Source organism: Xanthomonas sp. WHRI 6106, from assembly GCF_040202405.1.
Taxonomy (GTDB): domain Bacteria; phylum Pseudomonadota; class Gammaproteobacteria; order Xanthomonadales; family Xanthomonadaceae; genus Xanthomonas; species Xanthomonas cannabis.
Genome location: NZ_JBEGFC010000010.1, coordinates 95,998 through 119,433, shown reverse-complemented (window position 1 = coordinate 119,433; position 23,436 = coordinate 95,998). Strand labels below are relative to the sequence as shown.

General features: G+C 63.8%; 15 protein-coding genes. 6 read left to right on the top strand and 9 right to left on the bottom strand.

Annotation, left to right across the window (positions count from 1 at the left end):
* Positions 1-98: 98 nt before the first annotated feature.
* The 6 genes from ABQZ09_RS14955 to dnaA all read right to left on the bottom strand — a co-directional run bounded on the left by ABQZ09_RS14955 (position 99) and on the right by dnaA (position 9,361).
* The gene (locus tag ABQZ09_RS14955; RefSeq protein WP_184384379.1) at positions 99-905 is read right to left on the bottom strand and encodes a M48 family metallopeptidase; all 807 of its coding nucleotides are present in this window, start codon (positions 903-905) and stop codon (positions 99-101) included.
* Positions 906-1,097: 192 nt separating this feature from the next.
* Positions 1,098-1,934: a CPBP family intramembrane glutamic endopeptidase gene (locus tag ABQZ09_RS14950; RefSeq protein WP_349777263.1), complete on the bottom strand. Its 837-nt coding sequence runs from the start codon at positions 1,932-1,934 to the stop codon at positions 1,098-1,100.
* Positions 1,935-1,998: 64 nt separating this feature from the next.
* Positions 1,999-4,443 carry a DNA topoisomerase (ATP-hydrolyzing) subunit B gene (gyrB, locus tag ABQZ09_RS14945; protein ID WP_047695585.1) on the bottom strand — a complete coding sequence of 815 codons (2,445 nt, stop codon included), beginning with the start codon at positions 4,441-4,443 and terminating at the stop codon, positions 1,999-2,001.
* Positions 4,444-4,557: 114 nt separating this feature from the next.
* Positions 4,558-5,664: a DNA replication/repair protein RecF gene (gene recF, locus ABQZ09_RS14940; protein ID WP_349777262.1), complete on the bottom strand. Its 1,107-nt coding sequence runs from the start codon at positions 5,662-5,664 to the stop codon at positions 4,558-4,560.
* 992 nt (positions 5,665-6,656) lie between these two features.
* Positions 6,657-7,757, bottom strand: a complete 1,101-nt coding sequence (gene dnaN / locus ABQZ09_RS14935) for a DNA polymerase III subunit beta (protein WP_039564807.1) — start codon at positions 7,755-7,757, stop codon at positions 6,657-6,659.
* Between the two features lie 275 nt (positions 7,758-8,032).
* Positions 8,033-9,361: a chromosomal replication initiator protein DnaA gene (gene dnaA / locus ABQZ09_RS14930; RefSeq protein ID WP_039564809.1), complete on the bottom strand. Its 1,329-nt coding sequence runs from the start codon at positions 9,359-9,361 to the stop codon at positions 8,033-8,035.
* A gap of 242 nt (positions 9,362-9,603) precedes the next feature.
* Here dnaA and rpmH point away from each other — a divergent pair, with 242 nt between their 5' ends.
* The 4 genes from rpmH to mnmE all read left to right on the top strand — a co-directional run bounded on the left by rpmH (position 9,604) and on the right by mnmE (position 13,754).
* The gene (rpmH, locus tag ABQZ09_RS14925; protein ID WP_002805908.1) at positions 9,604-9,744 is read left to right on the top strand and encodes a 50S ribosomal protein L34; all 141 of its coding nucleotides are present in this window, start codon (positions 9,604-9,606) and stop codon (positions 9,742-9,744) included.
* 38 nt (positions 9,745-9,782) lie between these two features.
* Entirely contained in the window at positions 9,783-10,220 is a 438-nt protein-coding gene (gene rnpA / locus ABQZ09_RS14920; protein ID WP_184554246.1) for a ribonuclease P protein component, read from the top strand.
* 25 nt (positions 10,221-10,245) lie between these two features.
* Positions 10,246-11,970 carry a membrane protein insertase YidC gene (gene yidC, locus ABQZ09_RS14915; protein WP_039564810.1) on the top strand — a complete coding sequence of 575 codons (1,725 nt, stop codon included), beginning with the start codon at positions 10,246-10,248 and terminating at the stop codon, positions 11,968-11,970.
* A gap of 443 nt (positions 11,971-12,413) precedes the next feature.
* Complete coding sequence (mnmE, locus tag ABQZ09_RS14910) at positions 12,414-13,754, top strand: tRNA uridine-5-carboxymethylaminomethyl(34) synthesis GTPase MnmE (RefSeq protein ID WP_349777261.1); 1,341 nt, start codon at positions 12,414-12,416, stop codon at positions 13,752-13,754.
* Between the two features lie 108 nt (positions 13,755-13,862).
* Here the strand turns inward: mnmE and ABQZ09_RS14905 are convergent, their stop codons facing one another.
* Together ABQZ09_RS14905 and ABQZ09_RS14900 are read right to left on the bottom strand one after the other, a co-directional pair.
* Positions 13,863-16,907: a TonB-dependent receptor gene (locus tag ABQZ09_RS14905; protein WP_349777260.1), complete on the bottom strand. Its 3,045-nt coding sequence runs from the start codon at positions 16,905-16,907 to the stop codon at positions 13,863-13,865.
* A 756-nt stretch (positions 16,908-17,663) separates the two neighbouring features.
* Positions 17,664-18,524 carry an acid phosphatase gene (locus ABQZ09_RS14900; protein ID WP_349777259.1) on the bottom strand — a complete coding sequence of 287 codons (861 nt, stop codon included), beginning with the start codon at positions 18,522-18,524 and terminating at the stop codon, positions 17,664-17,666.
* 196 nt (positions 18,525-18,720) lie between these two features.
* Between ABQZ09_RS14900 and ABQZ09_RS14895 the strand changes: the two genes are divergently transcribed.
* Positions 18,721-21,036, top strand: a complete 2,316-nt coding sequence (locus tag ABQZ09_RS14895; RefSeq protein WP_349777258.1) for a TonB-dependent receptor — start codon at positions 18,721-18,723, stop codon at positions 21,034-21,036.
* A 236-nt stretch (positions 21,037-21,272) separates the two neighbouring features.
* Positions 21,273-22,373: a glycerophosphodiester phosphodiesterase gene (locus ABQZ09_RS14890; protein ID WP_349777257.1), complete on the top strand. Its 1,101-nt coding sequence runs from the start codon at positions 21,273-21,275 to the stop codon at positions 22,371-22,373.
* 85 nt (positions 22,374-22,458) lie between these two features.
* Here ABQZ09_RS14890 and ABQZ09_RS14885 read toward each other — a convergent pair whose 3' ends face one another.
* On the bottom strand, positions 22,459-23,247 hold the full coding sequence (locus ABQZ09_RS14885) for a rhomboid family intramembrane serine protease (protein ID WP_349777256.1): 789 nt from the start codon (positions 23,245-23,247) through the stop codon (positions 22,459-22,461).
* Positions 23,248-23,436 lie beyond the last annotated feature (189 nt).

Sequence of the window (23,436 nt, the reverse complement as noted above, 5' to 3'; positions counted from 1 at the left end):
CTCGCTGCGCCCGCGGCCGCAGTGTAGTGGGCAGCGCGTTGATGCCAGGTCAGTGCCGGCACGAGTCAACAAGGGCACAGCAGTTGCCGTTAGTTGCTCTAGCCACAGCGCGGCACGCGCCCGTTCTGCTTGGCCTGCTGATACACCGGTTCGAGCTGGTTGACGTCGGCCTGGAGCTCGCGGATGCGGTTGGTCGGGTCCGGATGGGTCGAAAGCCATTGCGGTTGACGACTGCCGCTGGCGGCCATCATGTTCTGCCACAAGGTCACCGCCTGTGCCGGGTCGAAGCCGGCCTGGGCCATCAAGCGCTGCCCGACCACATCGGCCTCACTTTCCTGGGTGCGCGAGCCAGGCAGCAGGAACACTGTCTGGGCGGTCATACCGCCAACCTGATTGACCGCGCTGGCCGCGCCGTCGCCATAGGCGGCCCCGGCGAGCGCGCCGATGATGCCCAGGCCGGTCTGGGCGCCCAGCTGGCGGGTGATGCGTTCTTCGTGGTGGCGCGAAATCACGTGCCCGATCTCGTGCCCAAGCACGGCCGCGAGCTGATCCTGGGTCTTGGCGACGGTGAAGATGCCGGTGTTTACGCCGACCTTACCGCCGGGCAGGGCGAAGGCGTTGGGCTCGTCATCGACGAACAGTGCGGTTTCCCAGCGGGTTTCGCGCCACTGCGGCGGCAACTGCACCACCAGCGCATTGACCACGCATTGCACGTAGGCGTTCTGCTTGCCGTCGGTGCTGACTTTTTCCTTTGCCTTGGTCTGCGCGAACGACTGCGCGCCAAGTTGGTCGAGCTGCTGTTGCGATACGCCCCCCACCACCTGTCGGCGGCCGGTCGGCGAAGTTGTGGTGGCACACGCCGTCAGTGCAAGGACGGCAACAACGATCAACAGCCTGGCTTTCATTCGATCCCCCTAGAACCCTGGGGACATTTTGGCAGGCTCGTCTTAACTTTTCGTCAAGCGGCCCGGAACGACCAGGAAAACGCGGCGAATCGTGCTTGATTCGGCTCCGCTGGCACATGCGGAGGGCAGGGGTATGCGCAAACCGCTATGCGGTCTATCCGCATGGCAAGGACCTGGCCGTGCCCGTCCGTACTACCCGATGCCGAAAAAATACAACGCGGCCAGCGCGGTGGCGTTGTTGATGCCGTGTGCGGCGATGGGCGCCCACAGCGTACCGGTGCGCCAATACAGCCAGGCAAAGGCGGCACCCATGCTGCCGTAGACCAGCCAGAGTTGGGCGATGGCCGCCGGGCCGTTTCCGCTGATGCCGGGCACTTCGTGCACCAGGGCGAACAGTGCGCCGCTGAGTACGATCCCCAACCAGGGGCGGCCAGCGGCCAGCAGGCGGCCGAACAAGACGCGACGGAACAGCAGTTCCTCGTAGGCCGGAGCGATCACCACCGCAAACAGCGCCAGGGCCAGCGGCCACTGCTTGATGGCTTCTTCCATCAGCGGCAGATTGGTCGGCACCGGTTTGATCCCCAGTGCCGAGGCAGCGACGCTGACCAGATTGCTGAGCAGAAACACGCTTGCAGCGATCAACGCTGTCCAGCCCCAGGTGGACGAACGGCGCACGGCGGCGCGCGAGGCGGCCTGTTCACCGGCGGTGGCACGGCGGCGCCAGAAATACAGCAGGACAGCGGGCGTCGCGGTGCTGACCAATGCAGTGAGCAACTGCACCACCACTCCCGGCTGACCGACTGCCGCCATCACCTCGGCAGAGGAGGGCGTCAGGCCCTGCGCCTTGGCCGCCTGCACGTAGCCGATACCACGGATGGCGCCCCAGACCGCAAAACCTGCCACGCTCAGAGTCAGCAACAGGCCAACGGCGATCAACACATCGATCCCGAAGCCGGTCAGCACGGACAGCAAGGGCGGCCGGCCGGCAGCACGGCGCGCTGCCGGAGGAGAGGGGAGGGCTGTGCTCATCATTGTCCTGCGACTACCGGGTCGCCGGCACAGCGCCGTGACGCTGTGCCGGCACGCAGGCGGCTCAGATATCCAGGTTGGACACCTTCAGCGCGTTGTCTTCGATGAAGTCGCGGCGCGGCTCCACCACATCGCCCATCAGGGTGCTGAAGATCTGGTCGGCGGCCACTGCGTCCTCGATGCGCACCTGCAACAGACGGCGCGTATCGGGATTGACCGTGGTTTCCCACAGCTGCTCGGCGTTCATTTCGCCCAGGCCCTTGAAGCGCTGCACCTGGCGGCCCTTCTTCGCTTCGTCCAGCAGCCAGGCATGTGCCTGCGCGAAGCTGCTGATCGGGTGGCTCTTGTTGCCGCGCACGATCTGGGCGCCTTCGCGCACCAGGTCGTGCAGGGCCAGCGAGACTTCACGCAATGGACGCAGTTCGCCGCTTTCGAACGCGCCCATCGGCAGCACCTGGGTGAATTCCTCACCCATGTGGCGACGGACGGCCACCAGCGTTGCCGGGGCGTTCTCGGTTGCCGGATCGAAACGCAACTGGTAACGGGCAGTCCCCAGCGTGCCGCGGTTGAGTACGGCCTGCAGCGCATCCAGGGTGGGATGCTGGTCGCCTTCGGCCTGCAGCTTCTCCACATCCAGTGGCGGCAGATCGATCAAGGCGGTAAGCAGCGCCGGGTCGTAGCGGTGCGCGTTACGGGCAATCGCTTCATGGGCGCTGGTGAACAGCATCAGCAGTTTTTCCAGCGCCTCGCCGGTGATCGGCGGCTCGTCGGTCGCCGGAATCAGCGCCGCGCCTTCGACCGCATTGCTGGCCAGGTAGGCATTGAGCGCCGCGTCGTCCTTCAGGTACAGCTCGCTCTTGCCCTGCTTGAGCTTGTACAGCGGCGGCAGGCCGATGTAGATGTAGCCGCGCTCGATCAGCTCCGGCATCTGCCGGTAGAAGAACGTCAGCAGCAGGGTTCGGATGTGCGAGCCGTCCACGTCGGCGTCGGTCATCAGGATGATGCGGTGGTAGCGCAGCTTGTCCGGGTTGTACTCGTCGCGGCCGATACCGGTGCCCAGCGCGGTGATCAGCGTGCCGACCTGGTCGGACGCCAGCATGCGGTCGAAACGCGCGCGTTCGACGTTGAGAATCTTGCCGCGCAACGGCAGCACCGCCTGGTTCTTGCGGTTACGGCCCTGCTTGGCCGAACCACCGGCCGAGTCACCCTCGACGATGAACAGCTCCGACAGCGCCGGGTCCTTTTCCTGGCAGTCGGCCAGCTTGCCGGGCAGGCCGGCGATGTCCAGCGCGCCCTTGCGGCGGGTCAGGTCACGCGCCTTGCGCGCGGCTTCGCGCGCACGTGCGGCATCGACGATCTTGCCGGTGATGGCCTTGGCTTCGTTCGGGTTCTCCTGCAGGAACTCCTGCAGCCGCGCTCCGAAGGCGTTTTCCACCGCCGGGCGCACGTCCGAGCTGACCAGCTTCTCCTTGGTTTGCGAGGAAAAGCTGGGGTCTGGCACCTTGACCGACAGCACCGCGATCATGCCTTCGCGCATATCGTCGCCGGTCAGCGAGACCTTGGCCTGCTTGGCGATACCGTTCTGCTCGATGTAGGTGCTGAGCACGCGGGTGAGGGCGCCGCGGAAGCCGGCCAGGTGCGTGCCGCCATCCTTCTGCGGAATGTTGTTGGTGAAGCAGTACATCGTCTCCTGGTAGGCGTCGGTCCATTGCAGGGCCACGTCCACCACGATGCCGTTGTGCTCGCCGGTCACCGAAATCACGTTCGGGTGCAGCGGGGTCTTGAGCTGGGCCAGATGCTCCACGAAGCTGCGAATGCCGCCCTCGTAATGGAAGTCGTCGCGCCGGCCTTCGCCACGTTCGTCGATCAGCGTGATCTTGACGCCGGAGTTGAGGAAGGACAGCTCGCGCAGGCGTCGGGCCAGGATGTCGTAATGGAATTCGACATCGCTGAAGATTTCGACCGCCGGTTTGAAGCGCAGGGTGGTGCCACGCTTGGTGGAGGCTTCCAGCTGCTTGAGCGGGTACTGTGGCTCACCCAGCGAATATTCCTGCTGGTAGTGAAAGCCGTCGCGCCAGATGTCCAGCCACAGATGCTCGGACAGCGCATTGACCACCGAGACGCCCACGCCATGCAGGCCGCCGGAGACCTTGTAGCTGTTGTCGTCGAACTTTCCGCCGGCGTGCAGCACGGTCAGGATGACCTCGGCTGCGGAAACGCCCTCTTCCTTGTGGATGTCGACCGGGACGCCGCGCCCGTTGTCGGACACCGAGACCGAGCCATCGACGAGAATCTTCACCACGATGTCATCAGCATGGCCGGCGAGCGCTTCGTCGACCGAGTTATCGACCACCTCGAACACCATGTGGTGCAAGCCGGTGCCGTCATGGACGTCACCGATGTACATGCCGGGCCGCTTGCGGACGGCTTCCAGGCCTCGCAGCACGGTGATCTTGCTGGAGTCGTAGGTGCCGTTGGGTGTCGTCGGGATGTTTTGTTCGTCGGTCATGCGCGTGCCGTTGGCTCCACAACACGGGCGCCAGCGGCAGCGAGCCGCTTCGCACCGTGGAAAAAGGGGGATAGCGGGGCAAATTATACCAGTCGGCCCGCGTCGGCCGTGGTCTTAGCCTGACGCCAATTGACGGGAGACGGCTCCGTGTTCCACGTGGAACAACGTGAGCAGGTCGCCTGCGCTGGCGAGACCTGGCGGCACTTCCGTCGCGGTGATCATCACCTGCGCCGGCGCGGCCGCCAGGCGCTGCAGCACGCTCGCCTGGTGACCCCGATCGAGCTCCGAGCCCAGGTCATCCAATGCAATGACCGGCCACTCGCCGCGCTCATGGGCAAAATCTTCTGCCTGGGCCAGCAGGCACGCCAGAGCAGTCAATTTCGCCTGTCCGCGCGACAAGGTGTCCTTGCCGGGAAGCGCCTCGAAGCTGGGCGCCCAGTCGGCGCGGTGCGGACCTTGCGAGGTGTAGCCATTCTGACGGTCCCGCTCGCGTGCCAACAACAGCGCGTCTGCGAGGGAGACCTCGTGACGTCGCCATCCGGGTGCAAAAGTCAGGGCAGACAGGCCCAGCGAGGGGGCGATGGCAGCGGCCACCGGAATCAGGCGGTCCTGCAGGCGTTCGAGGTAGCGCAGGCGCCGGGACGTGAGCGTTTCACCCGATTCGGCGAGTTCATGATCCCAGGCGTCCAGCAGTCGTGGTTGCGCCCCCTGCTTCAGCAACGCGTTGCGTTGCTTCAACGCCCGGGCATAGCGACGCCACAGCGCCAGGAAGTCTGGTTCCACGTGGAACAAACCCCAGTCGAGGAAGCGACGGCGCGGTTCGCCGCCGCCGCTGATCAGCACGTGGCTGCCCGGCTCGAAAGTGACGACCGCCAGTGCTGCACACAATGAACCCAGTTGGGCGACGTCCTCGCCGTCGAGCCGCCCGGTCCACTCCTGCCCAGTGTGTCGCAGACCTGCGCGGCGGGTGCGCTCGGACGCTTCGCCGTGGCATTCGCGCCACTCCACAAAGACTTCCAGATCGTTGCAGCCCTGGCGGATCAAACCGTCTCGCACCCGCCCGCGGAAGCTGCGCCCATAGGCCATCAGATGCAGCGCTTCGAGCACGCTGGTCTTGCCGGCGCCGTTGTCACCGGTCAGCAGGTTCAACGCGCTGGCAGGGTGCAGCTCGACCGTCTCGAACCGACGCAGTCGATGGATGGACAACCGCACTACGTGCATCGCTGAGTGTGCTCCGGGCTGTGATCCGGAGCGTCCGGTCGGTGCGCAGGATACGTGATTGACCCGACGTCCGCGCGGCGGCCGAGGTTTGATCGTAGAGGGCTGCCTGGGGATAACTTGGGGACAAAAACGACAGCGACCGGTCGGCGGACCCTTGTCCACAGGTTACACATCACCAAAAACCGGTTAAACCACAGGGTTTCGACCCCATAAATTCTTTTGGAAACAAGTGGTTGGTATACTTTTCGGCGAAATCTAGGCCTACCATCACCACAAAGCTCTTAAGTTATTTATAGATTTAAAAGCAGAGCAGGGTGTGCATAACTAAATCGGGGACTTCCTTGCGCTGGAAGAAGGCTCCAACCCTCCCGAGCGGTTCGCGGAAATATGAACGGGTTTACGCTCCTTGGATTATTCATAGCTCCCCGACAGCGCGACCGGTTCTGCCAAGACACGATTCGAGATGAGTCTGCTCGGGCTGGACCAGCACGCCTTTCTGGCTGGCAGACGCAGCGGGCGGTAATCCCCTCGCTTGAGGACTGCGCCAACAGTGCTGGACAGACGGATTGCAGACCCGGAGTCGCTGGAGCAGCACGAGGGACAGGGCTTCCTGTGCTCTGCGTATCGCTCGGGCTTTCTTTCATCGGTGCATACCGATACGTGGCATGTAATGCCTGGAGTGAAGGCACTTATTGGAAGTAGGCCGGTGACTAGCGGGTTCAGCGGCAAAATCTAGCGCCCATGAGCGCGGCTCCGCCCGTAGAAGCTCATGTACTCAGCCAACCTTCGTTGTCAGCGTTGGCCAGGCCACTACTGGGAGACCCCCACATCAAGGATTACTACACCCGGACATGACCGCGAAATTGCTGCTACCTAAGTCCCCGCTCATGTCGGCTCTAGTCATAGCCCTACGGCATTTCGCGTTGTCCGCATTCGGGCATAAAAAAGCCCGGCTTTCGCCGGGCATTTCGTGTTCCACGTGGAACGCTAGGTCAGAGACGCAGCGGCATCACGACGTGACGGGACTTCTCGCTGCTGGCTTCGCGGACCAAGGCCGAGGAATTTGCATCACGCAACTGGATGACGACGTGCTCATCGCGCAACGCTGAAAGCGCATCCAGCAAATAATTCACATTGAAGCCGATCGCCAGGTCATCCACTTTGGTGTCGGCCTCGATCTCTTCCTGCGCCTCTTCCTGCTCGGGGTTATGCGCGCTGATCTTCAGCTGCCCAGGTGATACCTCGACGCGGACGCCACGGTATTTCTCATTGGACAGAATTGCCGCACGCTGCAGCGACGCACGCAGGGCCTCACGATCGACCTTGACTTCGCGGTCGGCACCGATCGGGATCACGGCTTCGTAGTCCGGGAAGCGGCCGTCGATCAATTTCGAGGTGAAGGTCACATCGCCACGCTTGACGCGGATATGGCTACGGCCAACTTCCAGCTCGACCTCACGGTCCGCTGCTTCCAGCAGGCGCAGCAGCTCGGTCACGCCCTTGCGCGGCACGATGATCTGACGCTTGGCACCGCCGGCCTTTTCCAGCTCGGTTTCGCACAGTGCCAGGCGATGGCCATCAGTGGCCACGCATCGCAACAGCCCTTCGCGCAGGTCGAACAGCAAGCCGTTGAGGTAATACCGCACGTCCTGCTGCGCCATCGCAAACGCCGTGCGCTCGATCAGCTCTTTCAGCGCTGCCTCCGGCACACCCACGCGCTCGGTAGCTTCGACTTCGTCGACAGACGGGAAATCGTTGGCCGGCAGCGTCGCCAGGGTGAAGCGGCTGCGCCCGGCCTGCACTGTGACCTTGTCGCCAGTCTGCGAGATGGTGACGCGGCTGCCGTCGGGCAGGGCACGCAGGATATCGAACAGCTTGCGCGCCGGGATCGTGGTTTCACCATCCTGCGCATCTTCCACCATCGTGCGCGAGATCATTTCCACTTCCAGGTCCGTGCCGGTCAGCGAGACCTGCCCGTCCTTGACCTGCACCAGCAGGTTGGCAAGAACCGGCAAGGTCTGGCGGCGTTCGACCACGTTGACGACCTGGGCCAACGGCTTGAGGAAAGCTTCGCGCTGCAGTGTAAAACGCATGTGGTTCCGTGCCCCTATGCTTTAAAAATAATGGATAAATCAAAAGCTTGGTGGTGATGGTAGGGCCGTTTTCAGCGGATAACCACCATAACTCTTTGTTCCCAAAGGAATTTCAGCACCCGAAAGCCGTTGGACTAATGCCCTTGGTCTGGTAGGAAAACCTGTGGATAGTTTTCCGCCCGGATTGCAGGGCAACGTTATCCACAGATTCTCCCGCATTTGACCCCAACTCATCCACGCTTTTTTCCACGTGGACCGCGATCGGCGTCAGTGCCTCATTCGCTGAGCTTGCGAATCAGCTTTTCCCAGTCCTCGCGGAGCTTGCCGTCGGCCTCCATCAAGGTGCGGATCTGCCGGCAGGCATGCAGCACGGTGGTGTGGTCACGGCCGGCAAACGCATCGCCGATCTCCGGCAGGCTGTGTTCGGTGAGCTCCTTGGCCAGCGCCATGGCGACCTGACGCGGGCGCGCCAGCGAACGTGTGCGCCGCTTGGAGAGCAGGTCCTTCATCTGCAGGCCGTAGTAGTCCGCCACGGTCTTCTGGATGTTGGGAATGCCGATCGCCTGCTGCTGGGCACGCAGCAGGTCGCGCAGCGTCTCCTGGGCGAACTCCACCGTGATCGAGCGGCCGGTGAAATTGGCGCGTGCTACCAGGGTGTTGAGTGCGCCTTCCAGGTCGCGCACGTTCGAGCGCATCTTCTTGGCGATCAGGAACGCCACATCGTCGGGAATGTCGGCGCCGCGCTCGCGTGCCTTGGCCAGCACGATGGCCGCGCGGGTCTCGAAATCCGGCGGATCGATCGCCACCGACAGGCCCCAGGCCAGGCGCGACTTTAGCCGCGGCTCCAGGCCCTCGACTTCGCGCGGGTAGCGGTCGCAGGTCAGGATGATCTGCTGGCGACCGTCGAACAGCGCGTTGAAGGTGTGGAAGAACTCTTCCTGCGTGCGGTCCTTGCCGGCGAAGAATTGGATGTCGTCGATCAGTAGTGCATCGATCTGCTGGAACTGGCGCTTGAACTGGTCCATCGCCTTGTCCTGCAGTGCGCGGATCATCGCGCTGAAGAACTGCTCCGAGCGCAGGTACATCACCTTGGCGCCCGGGTTGGCTTCACGCAGCGCGTTGCCGGCGGCAAACATCAGATGGGTCTTGCCCAGGCCGGTGCTGCCGTACAGCAGCAATGGGTTGTGCGCACGGTCGCCGGGTTTCTGCGCTGCCTGGATCGCCGCCGCCAGGCCAAGCTGGTTGCTGCGACCCTCCACGAAGTTGGCGAAGGTGTAATGCGAATCCAGGTTGCCGGCAAACGGCACCATCGGCGCGACGCTGGGCGCACTGGGCGCGGCCACCGGTGCGGGAGCCGGCTCGGGCGCACGTGGGCGCGAACCCACCGCCAGCGCCACCTCGCCATTGCCGGCGAAGTACGCCAGCAACTCACGAATGCGCGGAAGGTATCGTTCGCGCACCTGGTCGACAATGAAGGCATTCGGGGCATACAGCACGATGCTGTCGCCGCGGTCCTCGGCTTGCAGGGGTTTCAACCAGGTGTGGACATCCTCGGGCGGGAATTCGGCTTCGAGACGTTCCAGACAGCGGGGCCAAGCATCCATCAAAGTGTGATCATCAGTTGCTGGCTGCGGCGCGCAGCAAGGCGCCGTGCACGCAGCCCGGAAGTGAAAAGAGGATTGGCCAGCCTAGCACCGCGGGCAGGCTTTTCCCAGACTTATTCACAGGTCCATCCACAGGGTGCCTGCGAGCCCGTCATCGGCATGACATGCAGGGAGTTGACCCGGGCTGTAGAGGTCCTATAGAATTTCCGGTTCTATTCGTCTCCATTCATGCAGAGGGCCCCATGGCCACCAAGCGTACTTTCCAACCCAGCAACCTCAAGCGAGCACGCGACCATGGTTTCCGCGCACGTATGGCAACCGCCGACGGCCGCAAGATCCTGGCTCGCCGCCGCGCCAAGGGCCGCAAGCGCCTGAGCGCTTGATTGCCGCGCCGCTCTCCGCGGCCGAGGCAAGTCCTACCGTGAACGCATCGAACCCGTGCAGGCGATTTCCTCGCTCTGCGCGGGTTCGTACGCGTGCGCAATACACGGTTGTCTTCGATACCGCACGTCGCACCTCGGACCCACTGCTCAGCTTGCACTGGCGGAAAGGCGATACGCCGCCGCGCCTGGGCATGGCGGTGTCACGCAAGGTCGATACGCGTGCGGTAGGCCGCAATCGCATCAAACGCGTGCTACGCGATGCCATGCGTCACCTGTTGCCCGAGCTGGCCGGCGGCGATTACGTCATCGTGGCGCGCTCGGCAGCGGCGAAGGCGACCAATCCACAGATTCGCGACGCCTTCCTGCGTCTGCTGCGTCGCGCCGGCGCATTGCCCCTGCCTGCTGCGCCCGGCACAATGCCGCCCGCCAGGACGATGCACCCATCCTCCCTTTCCCCGACAGAGCCGGAACTGTAGTTCCGACTGAGCGAGTTGCTGCCCGATGAACCAGACCCGTGTTTTCCTGATTTTTGCCTGGCTGATGGTCGCGGCGCTGCTGTGGATGGAGTGGGGCAAGGACAAGGCAGCTGCGAACGCGCCTGTTGCAGCGGCCACGCAATCGGTCCCGGCCGCGCGTGATCTGGATGCGGCAGCGCCAAGCGCCGCCAATGTGCCCGCTGCCCAGGCCATTCCGCAGGCCGGCGCGCCGGGCACGGTGCCGGCAACCAGCAGCACTGCCGCGACGCCGGCGGCTGCCGGCGCTGCACCGGTGGTGACCCTAACGTCGGACGTGCTGCGCCTGAAGCTGGATGGCCGCAGCGTGCTCGATGCCGAACTGCTGCAGTTCCCGCAGACCAAGGACGGCACCGCGCCGGTCAGCCTGCTGACCGAAGATCCGGCGCACCCGTATAACGCCACCAGCGGCTGGGCCAGCGAGCATTCGCCGGTGCCGGGCGTGGGCGGCTTCCGCGCCGAGCAGCCGGGCACCGCGTTCGAACTGGCCAAGGGCCAGAACACCCTGGTGGTGCCTTTCGTGTGGAATGGCCCCAACGGCGTGTCGATCCGCCGCACCTTTACCCTGGAGCGCGGCCGCTATGCGATCTCGATCAAGGACGAGGTGATCAACAAGAGTGGCGCGCCGTGGAACGGCTATGTGTTCCGCAAGCTGAGCCGGGTGCCGACCATCCTCAGCCGCGGCATGACCAACCCGGACTCCTTCAGCTTCAACGGGGCGACCTGGTACAGCCCGCAGGAAGGCTACGAGCGTCGTGCGTTCAAGGACTACATGGACGACGGTGGCCTCAATCGCCAGATCACCGGCGGCTGGGTGGCGCTGTTGCAGCACCACTTCTTCACCGCGTGGATTCCGCAAAAGGACCAGGCCTCGCTGTACGTGCTGAACCAGGACGGCCCGCGCGACGTGGCCGAACTGCGTGGACCGGCCTTCACCGTGGCGCCGGGCCAGACCGCGACCACCGAGGCACGCCTGTGGGTGGGCCCGAAGCTGGTCAGCCTGATCGCCAAGGAAGACGTGAAGGGCCTGGACCGCGTGGTCGACTACAGCCGCTTCTCGATCATGGCCATCATCGGCCAGGGCCTGTTCTGGGTGCTGAGCCACCTGCACAGTTTCCTGCACAACTGGGGCTGGGCCATCATCGGCCTGGTGGTGCTGCTGCGTCTGGCGCTGTATCCGCTGTCGGCAGCGCAGTACAAGTCCGGTGCCAAGATGCGCCGCTTCCAGCCGCGCCTGGCGCAGCTGAAGGAGCGCTACGGCGACGATCGCGTCAAGTATCAACAGGCGACGATGGAGTTGTTCAAGAAGGAAAAGATCAACCCGATGGGGGGCTGCCTGCCGCTGCTGATCCAGATGCCGATCTTCTTCGCGCTGTACTGGGTGCTGGTGGAGTCGGTGGAACTGCGTCAGGCGCCGTGGCTGGGCTGGATCCAGGATCTGACCGCGCGCGACCCGTACTTCATCCTGCCTGTGCTCAACATCGCGATCATGTGGGCCACGCAGAAACTGACCCCCACCCCGGGCATGGACCCGATGCAGGCCAAGATGATGCAGTTCATGCCGCTGGTGTTCGGCGTCATGATGGCCTTCATGCCGGCCGGCCTGGTGCTGTACTGGGTTGTCAATGGCGGGCTGGGTCTGCTGATCCAGTGGTGGATGATCCGCCAGCACGGCGAGAAGCCGAGCAAGATCATCCAGGCCAACGCCAAGTAAGTTCCAGAAGGCCCGCCGCAAGGCGGGCTTTCTGCATGCAGGCCAGCGGTTGTCAGCGCCAGCGCCGGAATCCGGCTTTGTGGATTGCTGCCAGTACCCCATGCCGAAGTGGGATGTTGGCGCTGGAAACACCCTTAGAACCGGTCCCTCGTGCGCGATGGTCCATCGCCCTCTGGCGCTGCCTGTGCTGTACCCGACAATCGCGCCAGGTTGCGCAGGGCGTACTCCACGTCTCTGGAGCTGCAACCGCAAGCAGCGGCGCTGTGCAGGCGTGCCGCTGCAGTCGCCTTGATCCGGCGACGCTGAGGAATTGCATACAGGTGCCAGAAGGAACGCGCGTGCAGTCCGCGCGACGCACGCGTCCGCAGTGCATCGTCGCCCGCTACCGCGCGGTTCTGAGAGCCGCGCTTATTCTTTTGCAATCCAGGTTGGAGCCAGCGCCCATGTCCTCAGCTACATCCACCATCGTTGCCATCGCCAGTGCGGCCGGGGTCGGCGGCATCGGGATCGTGCGATTGTCAGGCCCGCAATCGGTGCAGATCGCCGCAGCGCTGGGCGTTGCCGGCCTGCAACCGCGGCACGCGCGTTACGCACGCTTTTGCGATGCGCAGGGCGAGGTGATCGACGATGGCATCGCGGTGTGGTTCCGGGCGCCGCACAGCTTTACCGGCGAAGACGTGGTGGAGCTGCAGGGCCACGGCAGCCCGGTGCTGCTGCGCCAGGTGGTGGCGCGTTGCATCGCAGCGGGCGCCCGCCAGGCGCGCGCAGGCGAGTTCAGCGAACGCGCGTTTCTCAACGGCAAACTCGACCTGGCGCAGGCCGAAGCGATTGCCGATCTCATCGCCGCCAGTGATCTGCGTGCGGCCCGCGCAGCGCGGCGCTCGCTCGATGGCGTGTTCTCGCGGCGTGTGGATGCGGTGAGCGAGAGCCTGACGCGTCTGCGCATCCATGTCGAAGCGGCGATCGATTTCGCCGATGAGCCGCTGGACACGCTGGGTGGATCGCAAGTGCGTCAGGAGTTGACCCAGACACGCGCACTGCTGGCGCAACTGCTGCGTGACGCAGAGCGCGGGCGCAAGCTGCGCGACGGTTTGCATGCGGTGCTGATCGGCCCGCCCAACGCCGGTAAGAGTTCGCTCCTCAACGCGCTGGCCGGCAGCGACCGCGCCATCGTCACCGACGTCGCCGGCACGACACGCGACACCTTGCACGAGGCCATCCAGCTCGATGGCTTCGAGCTGACCCTGGTCGACACTGCCGGCCTGCGCGAGGGCGGCGATGCGATCGAGCGCGAAGGCATGCGCCGCGCCCGCGCCGAACTTGAACGCGCCGATCTGGCGCTGGTGGTGCTGGACGCACGCGAACCGCAGGCCGCACGTGATGCGATCGGCGATGCCATCGATGCAGTGCCACGCCAGCTGTGGATCCACAACAAATGCGACCTGCTGGCCGAACCCGCAGCGCTCGATCGCGATGCGGTCGCGGTATCGGCGGTGACCGGGCAGGGGCTGGAGCAGTTGCACGTCCGCTTGCGCGAGCTCGCGCTGGGCGACGCAACCGACAGCGTGGACGGCGAGTTCTCCGCACGCACCCGCCATGTGGAAGCGCTACGCCGCGCCGAACACCACGCGGACGCTGCCGACCTTGAGCTGGGTTTCGAGCAGCTCGAACTGGCCGCGGAAGAACTCCGCCTGGCGCATGCGGCACTGGGCGAGATCACCGGCAAGCTGAGCGCCGATGAATTGCTGGGCAAGATCTTTTCGAGTTTTTGTATCGGGAAGTGATGCGGTGCCGTGCAGCGTGCTCGCGATGAGCGATCCGCAACGGCTGGCGCAAAGGACACCGGCCTCTTTCGAGGCCGGTGTTGATGGAGCCGATGTGCAATCAAGCCATCAGAAGTCGTAACGCGCGGTCAGCCGGAACGAGCGCGGCGTCTGATAATTGCCGTCATTCAAATAGTTGGGGCTGATCACATCGCGGGATGCTTCACTGAACTCGTTGTACTCGGTGACGCGGTCGTTATTGAACAGATTAAACACGTCGAGCTTGATGCGCAGCTTGTTGTCGGCCCAGTTGGGGATGTATGCAGCCGCCAGATCGAAGGTCCAGGTCCACGGCGTACGCCCTTCATCGCCGCGCTGCCGTAACACGCGGGTGCCTTCAGCGTTCAAGCAATAAAAGCTCGAACCGCTGTAACCGCTGAGGTTGCCCTGGTCAGGCTGCGGAACGTCGTCCAGCGGGATATAGCCCTGGCAATTGACCGGACGACCGGACTGCAACACCAGGTTCCCGCCGAACTGCCATTCCGGCGTGAGGTTATAGGCACCGAACAGCTTGAGGGTGTGCTGACGATCGTTTGGCGTCGGGCCATAGGTCCCATCGGTAAACAGACGGTGATCGAAGTCCTGCGTCAGGCCCGGATCTTCCTGTTCCAATGTGGAATTGACGTAGCCCTCAACATTGCCTCGCGTTCTGGCAAACGTGTATGAGCCCTGGAAGTTGAATTTCTCGCCGGTGCGCTCCCAGAAGAATTCCAGTGCGGTATGGATGCGTCGATATTCCGGAAGACCGAGATACGACGCCGGCAGGGTTGCCAGTTCCACTTCGCCATCGCCATTCAAGTCGACATTAAGCGTGACATCGCTACCTGGGTTAAGGAAGTAGCAGCTCGGCACCGAACCCGGATCGAAATCGGGATAGCCGTTATCGGCGGCCCAATCGATCCAGGGATTGGTGGTGCAGGTATCGTCCATGCCCGACTTCACCTCGCGGCGAATCATGCGCACGCCTGCCATCCAGTTCTCGGTCAACTGCAACTGCCCACCGAGAATGACTTCGTCCTGATACATCGGCGAGAGATTGGTGGATGCAACCGATGCCGGGTTTGGCGCAACTAGCGAGCCGTTGGTCTGGGTAGCGCCGATCTGCGCACCCTGGCCAACCGGCCGGCCGTCGGCCTCGCTCCAGCCGTTGACGAAGTACCAGTTGGACACGGTCGATTCTGCGCCCGTTGCACGAATACTCGAGTTGGTTGCGACGGGGATGTAGTAACGGCCTGCGGTGCCGAACAGCTTCAGGCTGGAATCGCCCAGCACGTCCCACGAAAAACCAAGGCGCGGGGCGAGCTTGTAGTCCGACTCCACCCAGGCGACACCGTCGCCATTCTTGTTCTCGAATTTTTCGCCACGCAATCCGAGCACCGCGAGGAACTCTTCGCTGATCTGCCAATTGTCTTCAAGATAGAAAGCGCTGTTGGTGTTTTCGTAGCTGGAGCTGCTGGTTTGATAGACGCGCGAGCGTGCATACAGTGCGCCGCGCGGCACCAGCTGGCCGTTCACGGTGCGGCCGGGTCGTCCGGCAAATGCGCCGGTGGCAACCGAATTGTTGGGGACCAGGTAATAGGCCCAATTGATGCCGCCGGCATAGGTCTGGCCACGATGGCTGGATTCGTAGTTCTCCTGATCGACACCGAAGCGCAACCGGTGATCGCCCAGCACCCATTCGCCATCGATGCGGAAGGCCTTGCGGATGTCTTCGTCCGGCTCGGCATTCAAATCGGCGATGGTCGAAATCGTCCCTGGGTTGCAACCGATGTAGCGATCCACCGTGCTGGTCGTTAGTCCGAAGCTGTAAGCCCACGGGCACTCGCCGCCAGCCGGATTGGCGGGCAGGCGCGAGTCGATCAGGTTGCTCAGATAACCGTACTGCGCCGACAAGGTGAAGTTGTCGGTGAAGTACCCGGTGTATTTCAGGATGCCGACCTTGCCGCCGTTTTCCATCTCATAGCTTTCGATCGGCGACTCGTGCCTGCCGACGTTGTAACGGTTATCGCCGTTGGCATCGAGGTTGTATTCGTAAGTACGGTACTTGGTCTTGGCTTGGTTGTAGATGCCGGTGAACTCGACCAGATTGCTGTCGTTGATGTACCAATCGAGCTTGACCAGACCTTGCGGCGTGTCATCGCGAACCTGCCGGCTCGTCAACGCGTAGTAGTTGTCTTCAGTCTCGCTACGTCCCTCCACCATGGCGAAGAAGAACAGCTTGTCTTTGATGATGGGACCGCTGGCATACGCAGAGTAAATGGTGCTGTCGAACTGATCGTCGCTGCGGTACTGATACAGCGGGTCTGACGCGTCAGGGTCGCGTTCGCGGACGTTCTTACCTGCTGCCGCGCCCCAGTCCGGCGCCCATTCCACGCTGGCGCCGTAATGCCAATCGTTGGAGCCGGACTTGGTCACAATGCTGACGATGCCGCCCAGGGAGCGGCCATACTCGGCACCATAGCCACCGGTCTTGACCTGCAACTGCCCGATGCCCTGGAACGGCACATTGGCAAACGACAGGAACGTGCGCATGTTGGTCACGTCGAAACCGTTGATGTAATAGCCGTTCTCGGCCACTGACGAGCCGCCGAACGATGCGAGGTTGCCAGCACCCAGGCCGCTATCGCCTCGCACCGCACCCGGTGCCAACAGTGCAACCGAAGACACATCGCTGGCCACCGGCAATGCAATCATCTGCTCGGCGGTGAAGACCGTGGTGGATTCAACCGACGAGACATCGATGGGATTAAGCGCGCCAGTGCCTATCACGTTGACCCTGTCGAGCGTTGTGGCATTGCTTCCCAACACGACCTGCGCGCCGCTACCGACCTTGACCTCGACTTCGCGCGTCACCCCGTCTGCGGTGACCACGTATTTGCCCGGCGGTAGCTGGCTGAAGCTGAATCTGCCGTCGGATGCGGCGGTGACCGAACGGGTGACACCGGTCTGCGGGCTCTGAATGGCAATGGTACTACCTGGCTGCCCGCTACCGAAGATGGAACCCACCGAGCTCTGTGCCTGCACGCCACCTGCCATACACATGCCCAGGGCGAGGCTCAAGGCACTGCGCGTGATATTCCTGGACAACGCACTACGGACTCCTGGACGCGTCATTCCTCTCTCTCCTGATGAACTACGCTCACGACAACTTCGAAACGTGGGACTCAACCGCCCTGCAGCAGCTGAGGGGAGGTGCGCTTCAAGCGACAGCAAGCTGAACGGCTGTCATATTCCTGAAGACTGGCTGAAGATTAACCCAGGATTTACGGGGATGTCATTAGCTGGGAACTTTCTTGTGGGACAGCGCTGTAGGGCCAGGTATCGCCAGGCAAACTCGTGTAAGCAAAGGCAACATTCACCAGTCGTCCTCCGCTGTGGGCAGGCCGGGGGCTATCGCGGTAGCGAGTCGCTCATTCCTGAGCCGAGTGCATGTGCGGGTTTACTGCCGGACGGAGAGCGTCGGTGGCGACGGGCGACCAGCGCGGCACGCCGTGTGCCGCACCTCATCTGAGGGTCAGTGTCGGTTGGCCGCTGTGGCTCAGTGACGATGGACTGGCTGTTGGCCGCAATCAGCGCCCACTGGATGGCTGTTGTGCCCAAGGGCGCAGATGCGCGGGACAAGCCGAATAGATCGAGGTATCGGTATGAGCCAACGACGCGGCAGTCACGCACCCGAACCCGCGACGCGGGCAAACGCGAGCGCGCCAGTCGCTGATGCACTACGTGCAGCTGTTCGAATGCTATGAGCATGCACACTGCTTTGTTGAAGCAGCATGCTCAGAGCGCACCGGCCCCGTAAAAGCGTTGCAACCAGATCCGCGCACACGCCCTGCAAGGGGCGCCGGCCATTGAGCCGATGTTGCGGTGTGTCTACATCACACCAGGCAGCACCGTCTGCAGCGCTTGGCTTTCCGCATTGCACGCGGCCGCCCTGGGTGTAGCTGCCTGTTTCGCCTGCGCCCTTTCGATCTCGCGACGGGCGGCGATCAGGTCCTTTTCGAATGCTGGGTTGCCGTGCAAGGCGGCGACGGTAGCCGCGCCCAGCATGCGGCCCTGGATGACATCGCTCTGCCAGTGCACATTGCAGACCAGGCGGCTGTCGCCGAAGGCGCGGCCACGGGCGAGCAGGGCGTCGCGGTGGGTGGGTGCGATTTCCGACAGGATCAGGCCCCAGCTCCAGCCGATGGCGGTGTGGCCGGAGGGGTAGGAGCCGTTCTTGCGCAGGGCCGCGTCGTCGGCGGGGGTGCACATCGGTTGGTCGTTGCGCATGAACGGACGCGGACGTTGGTAGCGTGCCTTGGCGGCGCTGGTGGTGGTGCTGGCATCGCGCATGCTGCGTTCGAGCAGGCGCAGCAGATGCGGAGTGTTGGCCGGGTCGATCTGTACGCCGAGCGCGCAGCTGAAATGGCTGGCCGCGGCGGGGAAACCCAGCACCGCGTCCTGCGCTGCCAGGTCCCAGCGTGGGGTACCGCGCAACGCCCACATGGCCTTGGCGACGGTCTCGTCGTTGGCGAGTGCAGCGCTGCCGTCCTGCGGTGGGGGCGGCACCAAGCGCAGACTGTCGGGTAGCTGGTCCTTATCGAGGTAGCCACGCACATCGGTGGCGAGCACCGAATCCGCCGGTGTCGCCGCTTGCCGCGCACGCGCCATGCCGCCACTGCCGGCCAGCAGGGCGATGGCGGCGAGGCCTGCCAGGGTCCGGTGGAAAGGGCGAGGAAGACGGTACGACATGAGGCGGATCCTTCAGGCGGCACAGCGGAAGAGTCCGCAGATTACGACGTGCAGATGACAGCCGCATGCCAGCGCAACGCAGTGGTGGCGCGGCGGGCGCAGCGGTTGTCGCCGCACTGTCATCTGTGCGTCGCATCGGCGCAAGACAGCTGTCGCACGCTTGCCGCCATCTTTTGACTCGTCCCCCGTGCCGCTCATGCCCAAGATCCATCTCCTAAGTGCTGCCGTGTTCACCGCGCTCGTGCTGTCACCAGCTGCGCATGCCGCCGATGCAGCTGCCGCCGTGCCTGCCGATGCCTCTGCCAGCTCGGCCACCGTGCAGCAGCTCGATGCGGTGTCGGTGATCGGCCAGGGCGAAACACGCCAGGTGCAGCGCATCACCCAGCAGGACATCCCGGTGTTGCCGCCCGGCACCAGCATCCAGAAGCTGCTCAACCGCATGCCGGGCGTGAACGTGCAGTCCAACGATGCGTTCGGTGCCAACGAAGAATCGCAGACGATCAGCCTGCGCGGCTTCAATGGCACGCGCCTGGGCTACACGCTCGACGGCCTGCCGCTGGGCGACAACGCCTACGGCAACTACAACGGCCTCAACATCAGCCGCGCGCTGATCGCAGAAAACTTCGGCGGCGTGGAGCTGGCCTCGGGTATCGGTGCATTGGGCACGGCCTCCACCAGCAACCTGGGCGGCACCATCCAATATTACTCGGCCGACCCGTCCAGCGTGTTCGGCGGGCAGGTGTCGCAGACGGTGGGGTCCAATGCCAATCGTCGTACCTTCCTGCGCGTGGATACCGGCGATTACAACGGGTTTTCTGCGTATCTGTCGGGCATCAATGCCGAAGCGGACATGTGGGCGCGCCCGGACTCGCTGACCACCACGCGGCAGTTCAATGCCAAGGGTGTGTATCAATTCGATGGTGGCAAGCTGACCGCGTTCGCGGACACCTCGCGGACCTCGCAAGCCGATTATTCGTACCTGTCCAAGAGTGGCATGGCACGTGGCCTGGGCTGGGACTGGAATCTGTACGCGCCGGACTGGAACCGCGCCTTGGCCGCAGCGTATTGCGCACCGGCCACGCGCGATGCGGCGCGTTGCGGTTTCAGCGGTGGCGTCGACAACATCGACGATGCGTATTACCAGAGCCGTGCGTTGCGCGATGACGACCTGTTCTATGTGGCCGGCGACTTCCAGCCCAACGATGCGATCAGCCTGCACACGCAGGTGTACCACCACGAAAACAAGGGCCAGGGCCACTGGTGGTCGCCGGGCCAGGCATCGAATCCGGGCACGCCGCAGGCATTGCCGATCTCCATCCGCAGCACCAATTACTGGATCAATCGCACCGGCGGTATCGCCTCGCTCGGGTGGGACTTGGGTCCGAATCGCCTTGAAGCCGGCCTGTGGTACGAGCGCAATCACCACGATGTGGAGCGCAACTTCTACTGGATCACCGGCCCGGTCAGCGACGACAAGTTCCTGCAGAATCCCAACCGCCGCCTGTTCTCGCAGAATTACGTGATCACCACCCGGCAGTTCTATGTGCAGGGCAACTTCAAGTTCCTCGACGAGCGTCTGAGCCTGGACCTGGGCATCAAGAGCCCGAGCACCGAAATGACCGCGCGCGAAACGCCGGGCGTGGCAGTGGAAGCACCGGTGGCGACTGGCTCGCTCAAGGCCAGTGAGTCGGTGTTGCCGCAGATCGGGCTGGGCTATCGCGTTGCCGAGGGCCAGGAACTGTTTGCCTCCTATGCGGAAAACATCGCCGCCTTCCAGGGCGGTGGTGCCGGTGGTCCGTTGCTGGTGACACAGGCCTCGTTCGATGCCAGCGTCGGTGCACTGGAGCCGGAGAAGTCGCGCACGCTGGAAGCCGGTTACCGCTTCGTGCGCGATCGCTTCGAGGCATCGCTGGTGGGTTACGACGTCACCTTCGACAACCGCCTGCTCTCACTCAACCCGTGCGCCAGCATCCAGCAGGGCACCACGCCGGCCTGCACCACGCGCTTCTTCAACGTGGGCTCGGTGAGCAGCCGCGGCGGCGAACTGACCGTGATCTGGAAGCCGACCAGCTACCTGCAGTGGTACAACTCGGCCTCGATCAACCGCTCCACCTACGACGACAACTACGTGCAGAACGGCGTAACCATTCCCACCGCCGGCAAGACCACGGTGGATACGCCCAAGCGCATGTTCGCCAGCGAAATTGCCTTCAATTACGCGAACTGGAACGTCAACCTGCGCGGCAAGTACACCGGTGAGCGCTTCTACACCTACACCAACGACCAGGGCTTTGGCGGCTACACCTCGTTCGATGCCGGCGCCGGGTACGACTTCGGCCAGGTCGGTGTGCTGCAGGGGCTCAAGCTCTCGCTCAATGTCACCAACCTCACCGACAAGCGTTACGCGTCCAATCTCACCGCGTTCGCCAATAGCGATCCGAACGGGCGGCAGTTGGCGTTCCATGCCAGCGCGCCGCGGCAGTTCTTCCTGACGCTGGATGCGAAGTTCTGAGGACGGGAATCGGGAATCGGGGAATCGTAACAGCGGGTCTTGCTGTTGCCTGCCGACGCCGATGTCCGTCGACGTAAACAGTTCTAGAGTGCTGACAAGACGTCACACGGTTGTCAGGCGGGTAGGGACGATGCAGCAGAGCGGGATGTAGAGTCGTACATGCCGCATTGCTCGTCGGCCACGCCCGCCTGGCGATCATGCGGTGGTTTGCTAGCTGTTTTTCGTTGGAGACATGCATGATGCAGTTCGGTCGTCTTTGGTTGTTGGGAGCGATGATGGTCGGCGTGAGCGGCCCCGCAGTTGCAGAAGTGCCGTTGGCGAAAACGGTGCAGATCTTTGCGCACCGTGGTGCCAGCGCGTTGCGCCCGGAGCACACCCTGGCCGCGTACGCCAAGGCGATTGCCGATGGCGCCGATTTTGTCGAGCCGGATCTGGTGGCGACCAAGGATGGTGTGCTGGTGGCGCGCCACGAGAACGAGATTGGTGGCACCACCGACGTGGCCAGTCATCCGGAGTTCGCCGCGCGCAAGACCCGCAAGACCATCGATGGTCAGTCGATGGAGGGTTGGTTCACCGAAGACTTCACCTTGAACGAGTTGAAGACCCTGCGTGCACGCGAGCGCTTGCCGCAGTTGCGTGGTACGCGCTGGGATGGGCAGTTCCAGATTGTGACCTTCGAGGAGATCATCGATTTCGTGGCCGCGCAGTCGGCCGCCACCGGCCGCCCCATCGGGCTGATTCCGGAAATCAAGCATCCGAGCTATTTCAAGGCGCTAGGTCTGCCGATGGAAGACAAGGTACTGGCGACGTTGCAGGCGCATGCCTACACCCAGACTGCCCCGGTAATCATTCAATCGTTCGAGACCAACAACTTGCGCTATCTGCGCAGCAAGATCGGGCGCACCAGCAATATCCGTCTGCTGCAGTTGCTGGGTGGCGCGCAGATGGCGCTGCCCGATGCCGGCGTCGACAAAGCGCCCAAGACCTATGGGGAGATGATCACGCTCGATGGCCTGAAGCAGATCGCCGGCTACGCCGATGCGATCGGGCCGGACATCCGCAGCATCATCCCGCTGGATGCGCAGCAACGCCTGGGCACGCCAACCAGCCTGGTACGCGACGCGCACGCGGCAGGCTTGCAGGTGCAGCCATATACATTCCGCCCGGAGAATTATTTTCTGGCGGGCAACAACCGCAGCAGCGGCGCAGTGACCGAGCGCAATGACGCAGGGGCGTTGGCCGAGCTCAAGGTCTACCTGGATGCCGGTATCGATGCATTCTTTGCAGACGATCCGGGTCTGGCGCGGCGTGCGTTGAGCGAGCATGCAGCGCGTTAAACGCTGAACGCAGTGCGGTCTGTAGGAGCGCGCTTGCGCGCGATGACGTCTTCCCGATGACGCCCCATCGCGTGCAAGCGCGCTCCTACGTGCCTGGTGGGCGCTCGCGTGGCGGAAAGTGCAGCACCACGTTTTCCGAGCCGTCTTCCTGGCGTTGCCAGAGCACGGGCACCTGACGGGGCGGCGGCGGTTCCAGCACATCGCGTTCGGCGTTGCTCACTTCCCAGGCGGCGTCTTCGTCCTCGTCGTCCCAGCTGTAACGTGGCCTGGCCTGTTGCGGGTCGCGCAGGCGCAACAGCAACGCGGCGATCAGGCCGGCCACCGCGCCGCCCAGATGCGATTGCCAGGACACGCCGGCTTCGTGCGGCAGGATGGTCATCAGCATGCCGCCGTAGAACAGGAAGGCGATCATGCTGGTGGCGATCGCCGGGCGGTCGCGGCGCAGCAGGCCCAGCACGAAGACCAGAAACATCAGGCCGTGGGTCACGCCGCTGGCGCCCAGATGCCGGCTGCCGGGCTCGCCCAACAACCACGCGCCCAGCCCCGAGCCCAGCCACAGCAAGGGCAGCGCCATGGCGGTGGCCCGCGGATACACGCTGCCTGCCAGCGTGCCCAGGATCAGCAAGGCGGCGGCGTTGGCGCCCAGATGCGCGAGCGAGCCATGCAGCAACGGCGCGGTGAGGATGCCGAGCAGGCCGTCGGCCTGCAGCGGCGCCACCGCCCAGGCGCGCCAGTCGAACATGCCCTGGGCGGTGAACACCGCCACCAGCAGCAGCACGGCGGCCAGGCTCACATTGAAAGCACGCAAGACCCGGGAACGATCCAGGCGAGCTTGGGTGATGGTGTCGGTGGCGGCAACTGGATGCGGAGTCATACCTTCACGGATGGCGTCGCGCGGGTTTTTTTACAAGCCTATCCGGCGCGGGATAAGCAGGCCCGGCGACGGGACAATCCAATCCCGGCGCCGATCGTTGGCGCATCAGCCTGCGCCGCATCACGGATGATCTGTCGCTTGGCTGCAGGGCCCTTACCCGCCCACCATCGCGGGACACGCTGCAAGTAC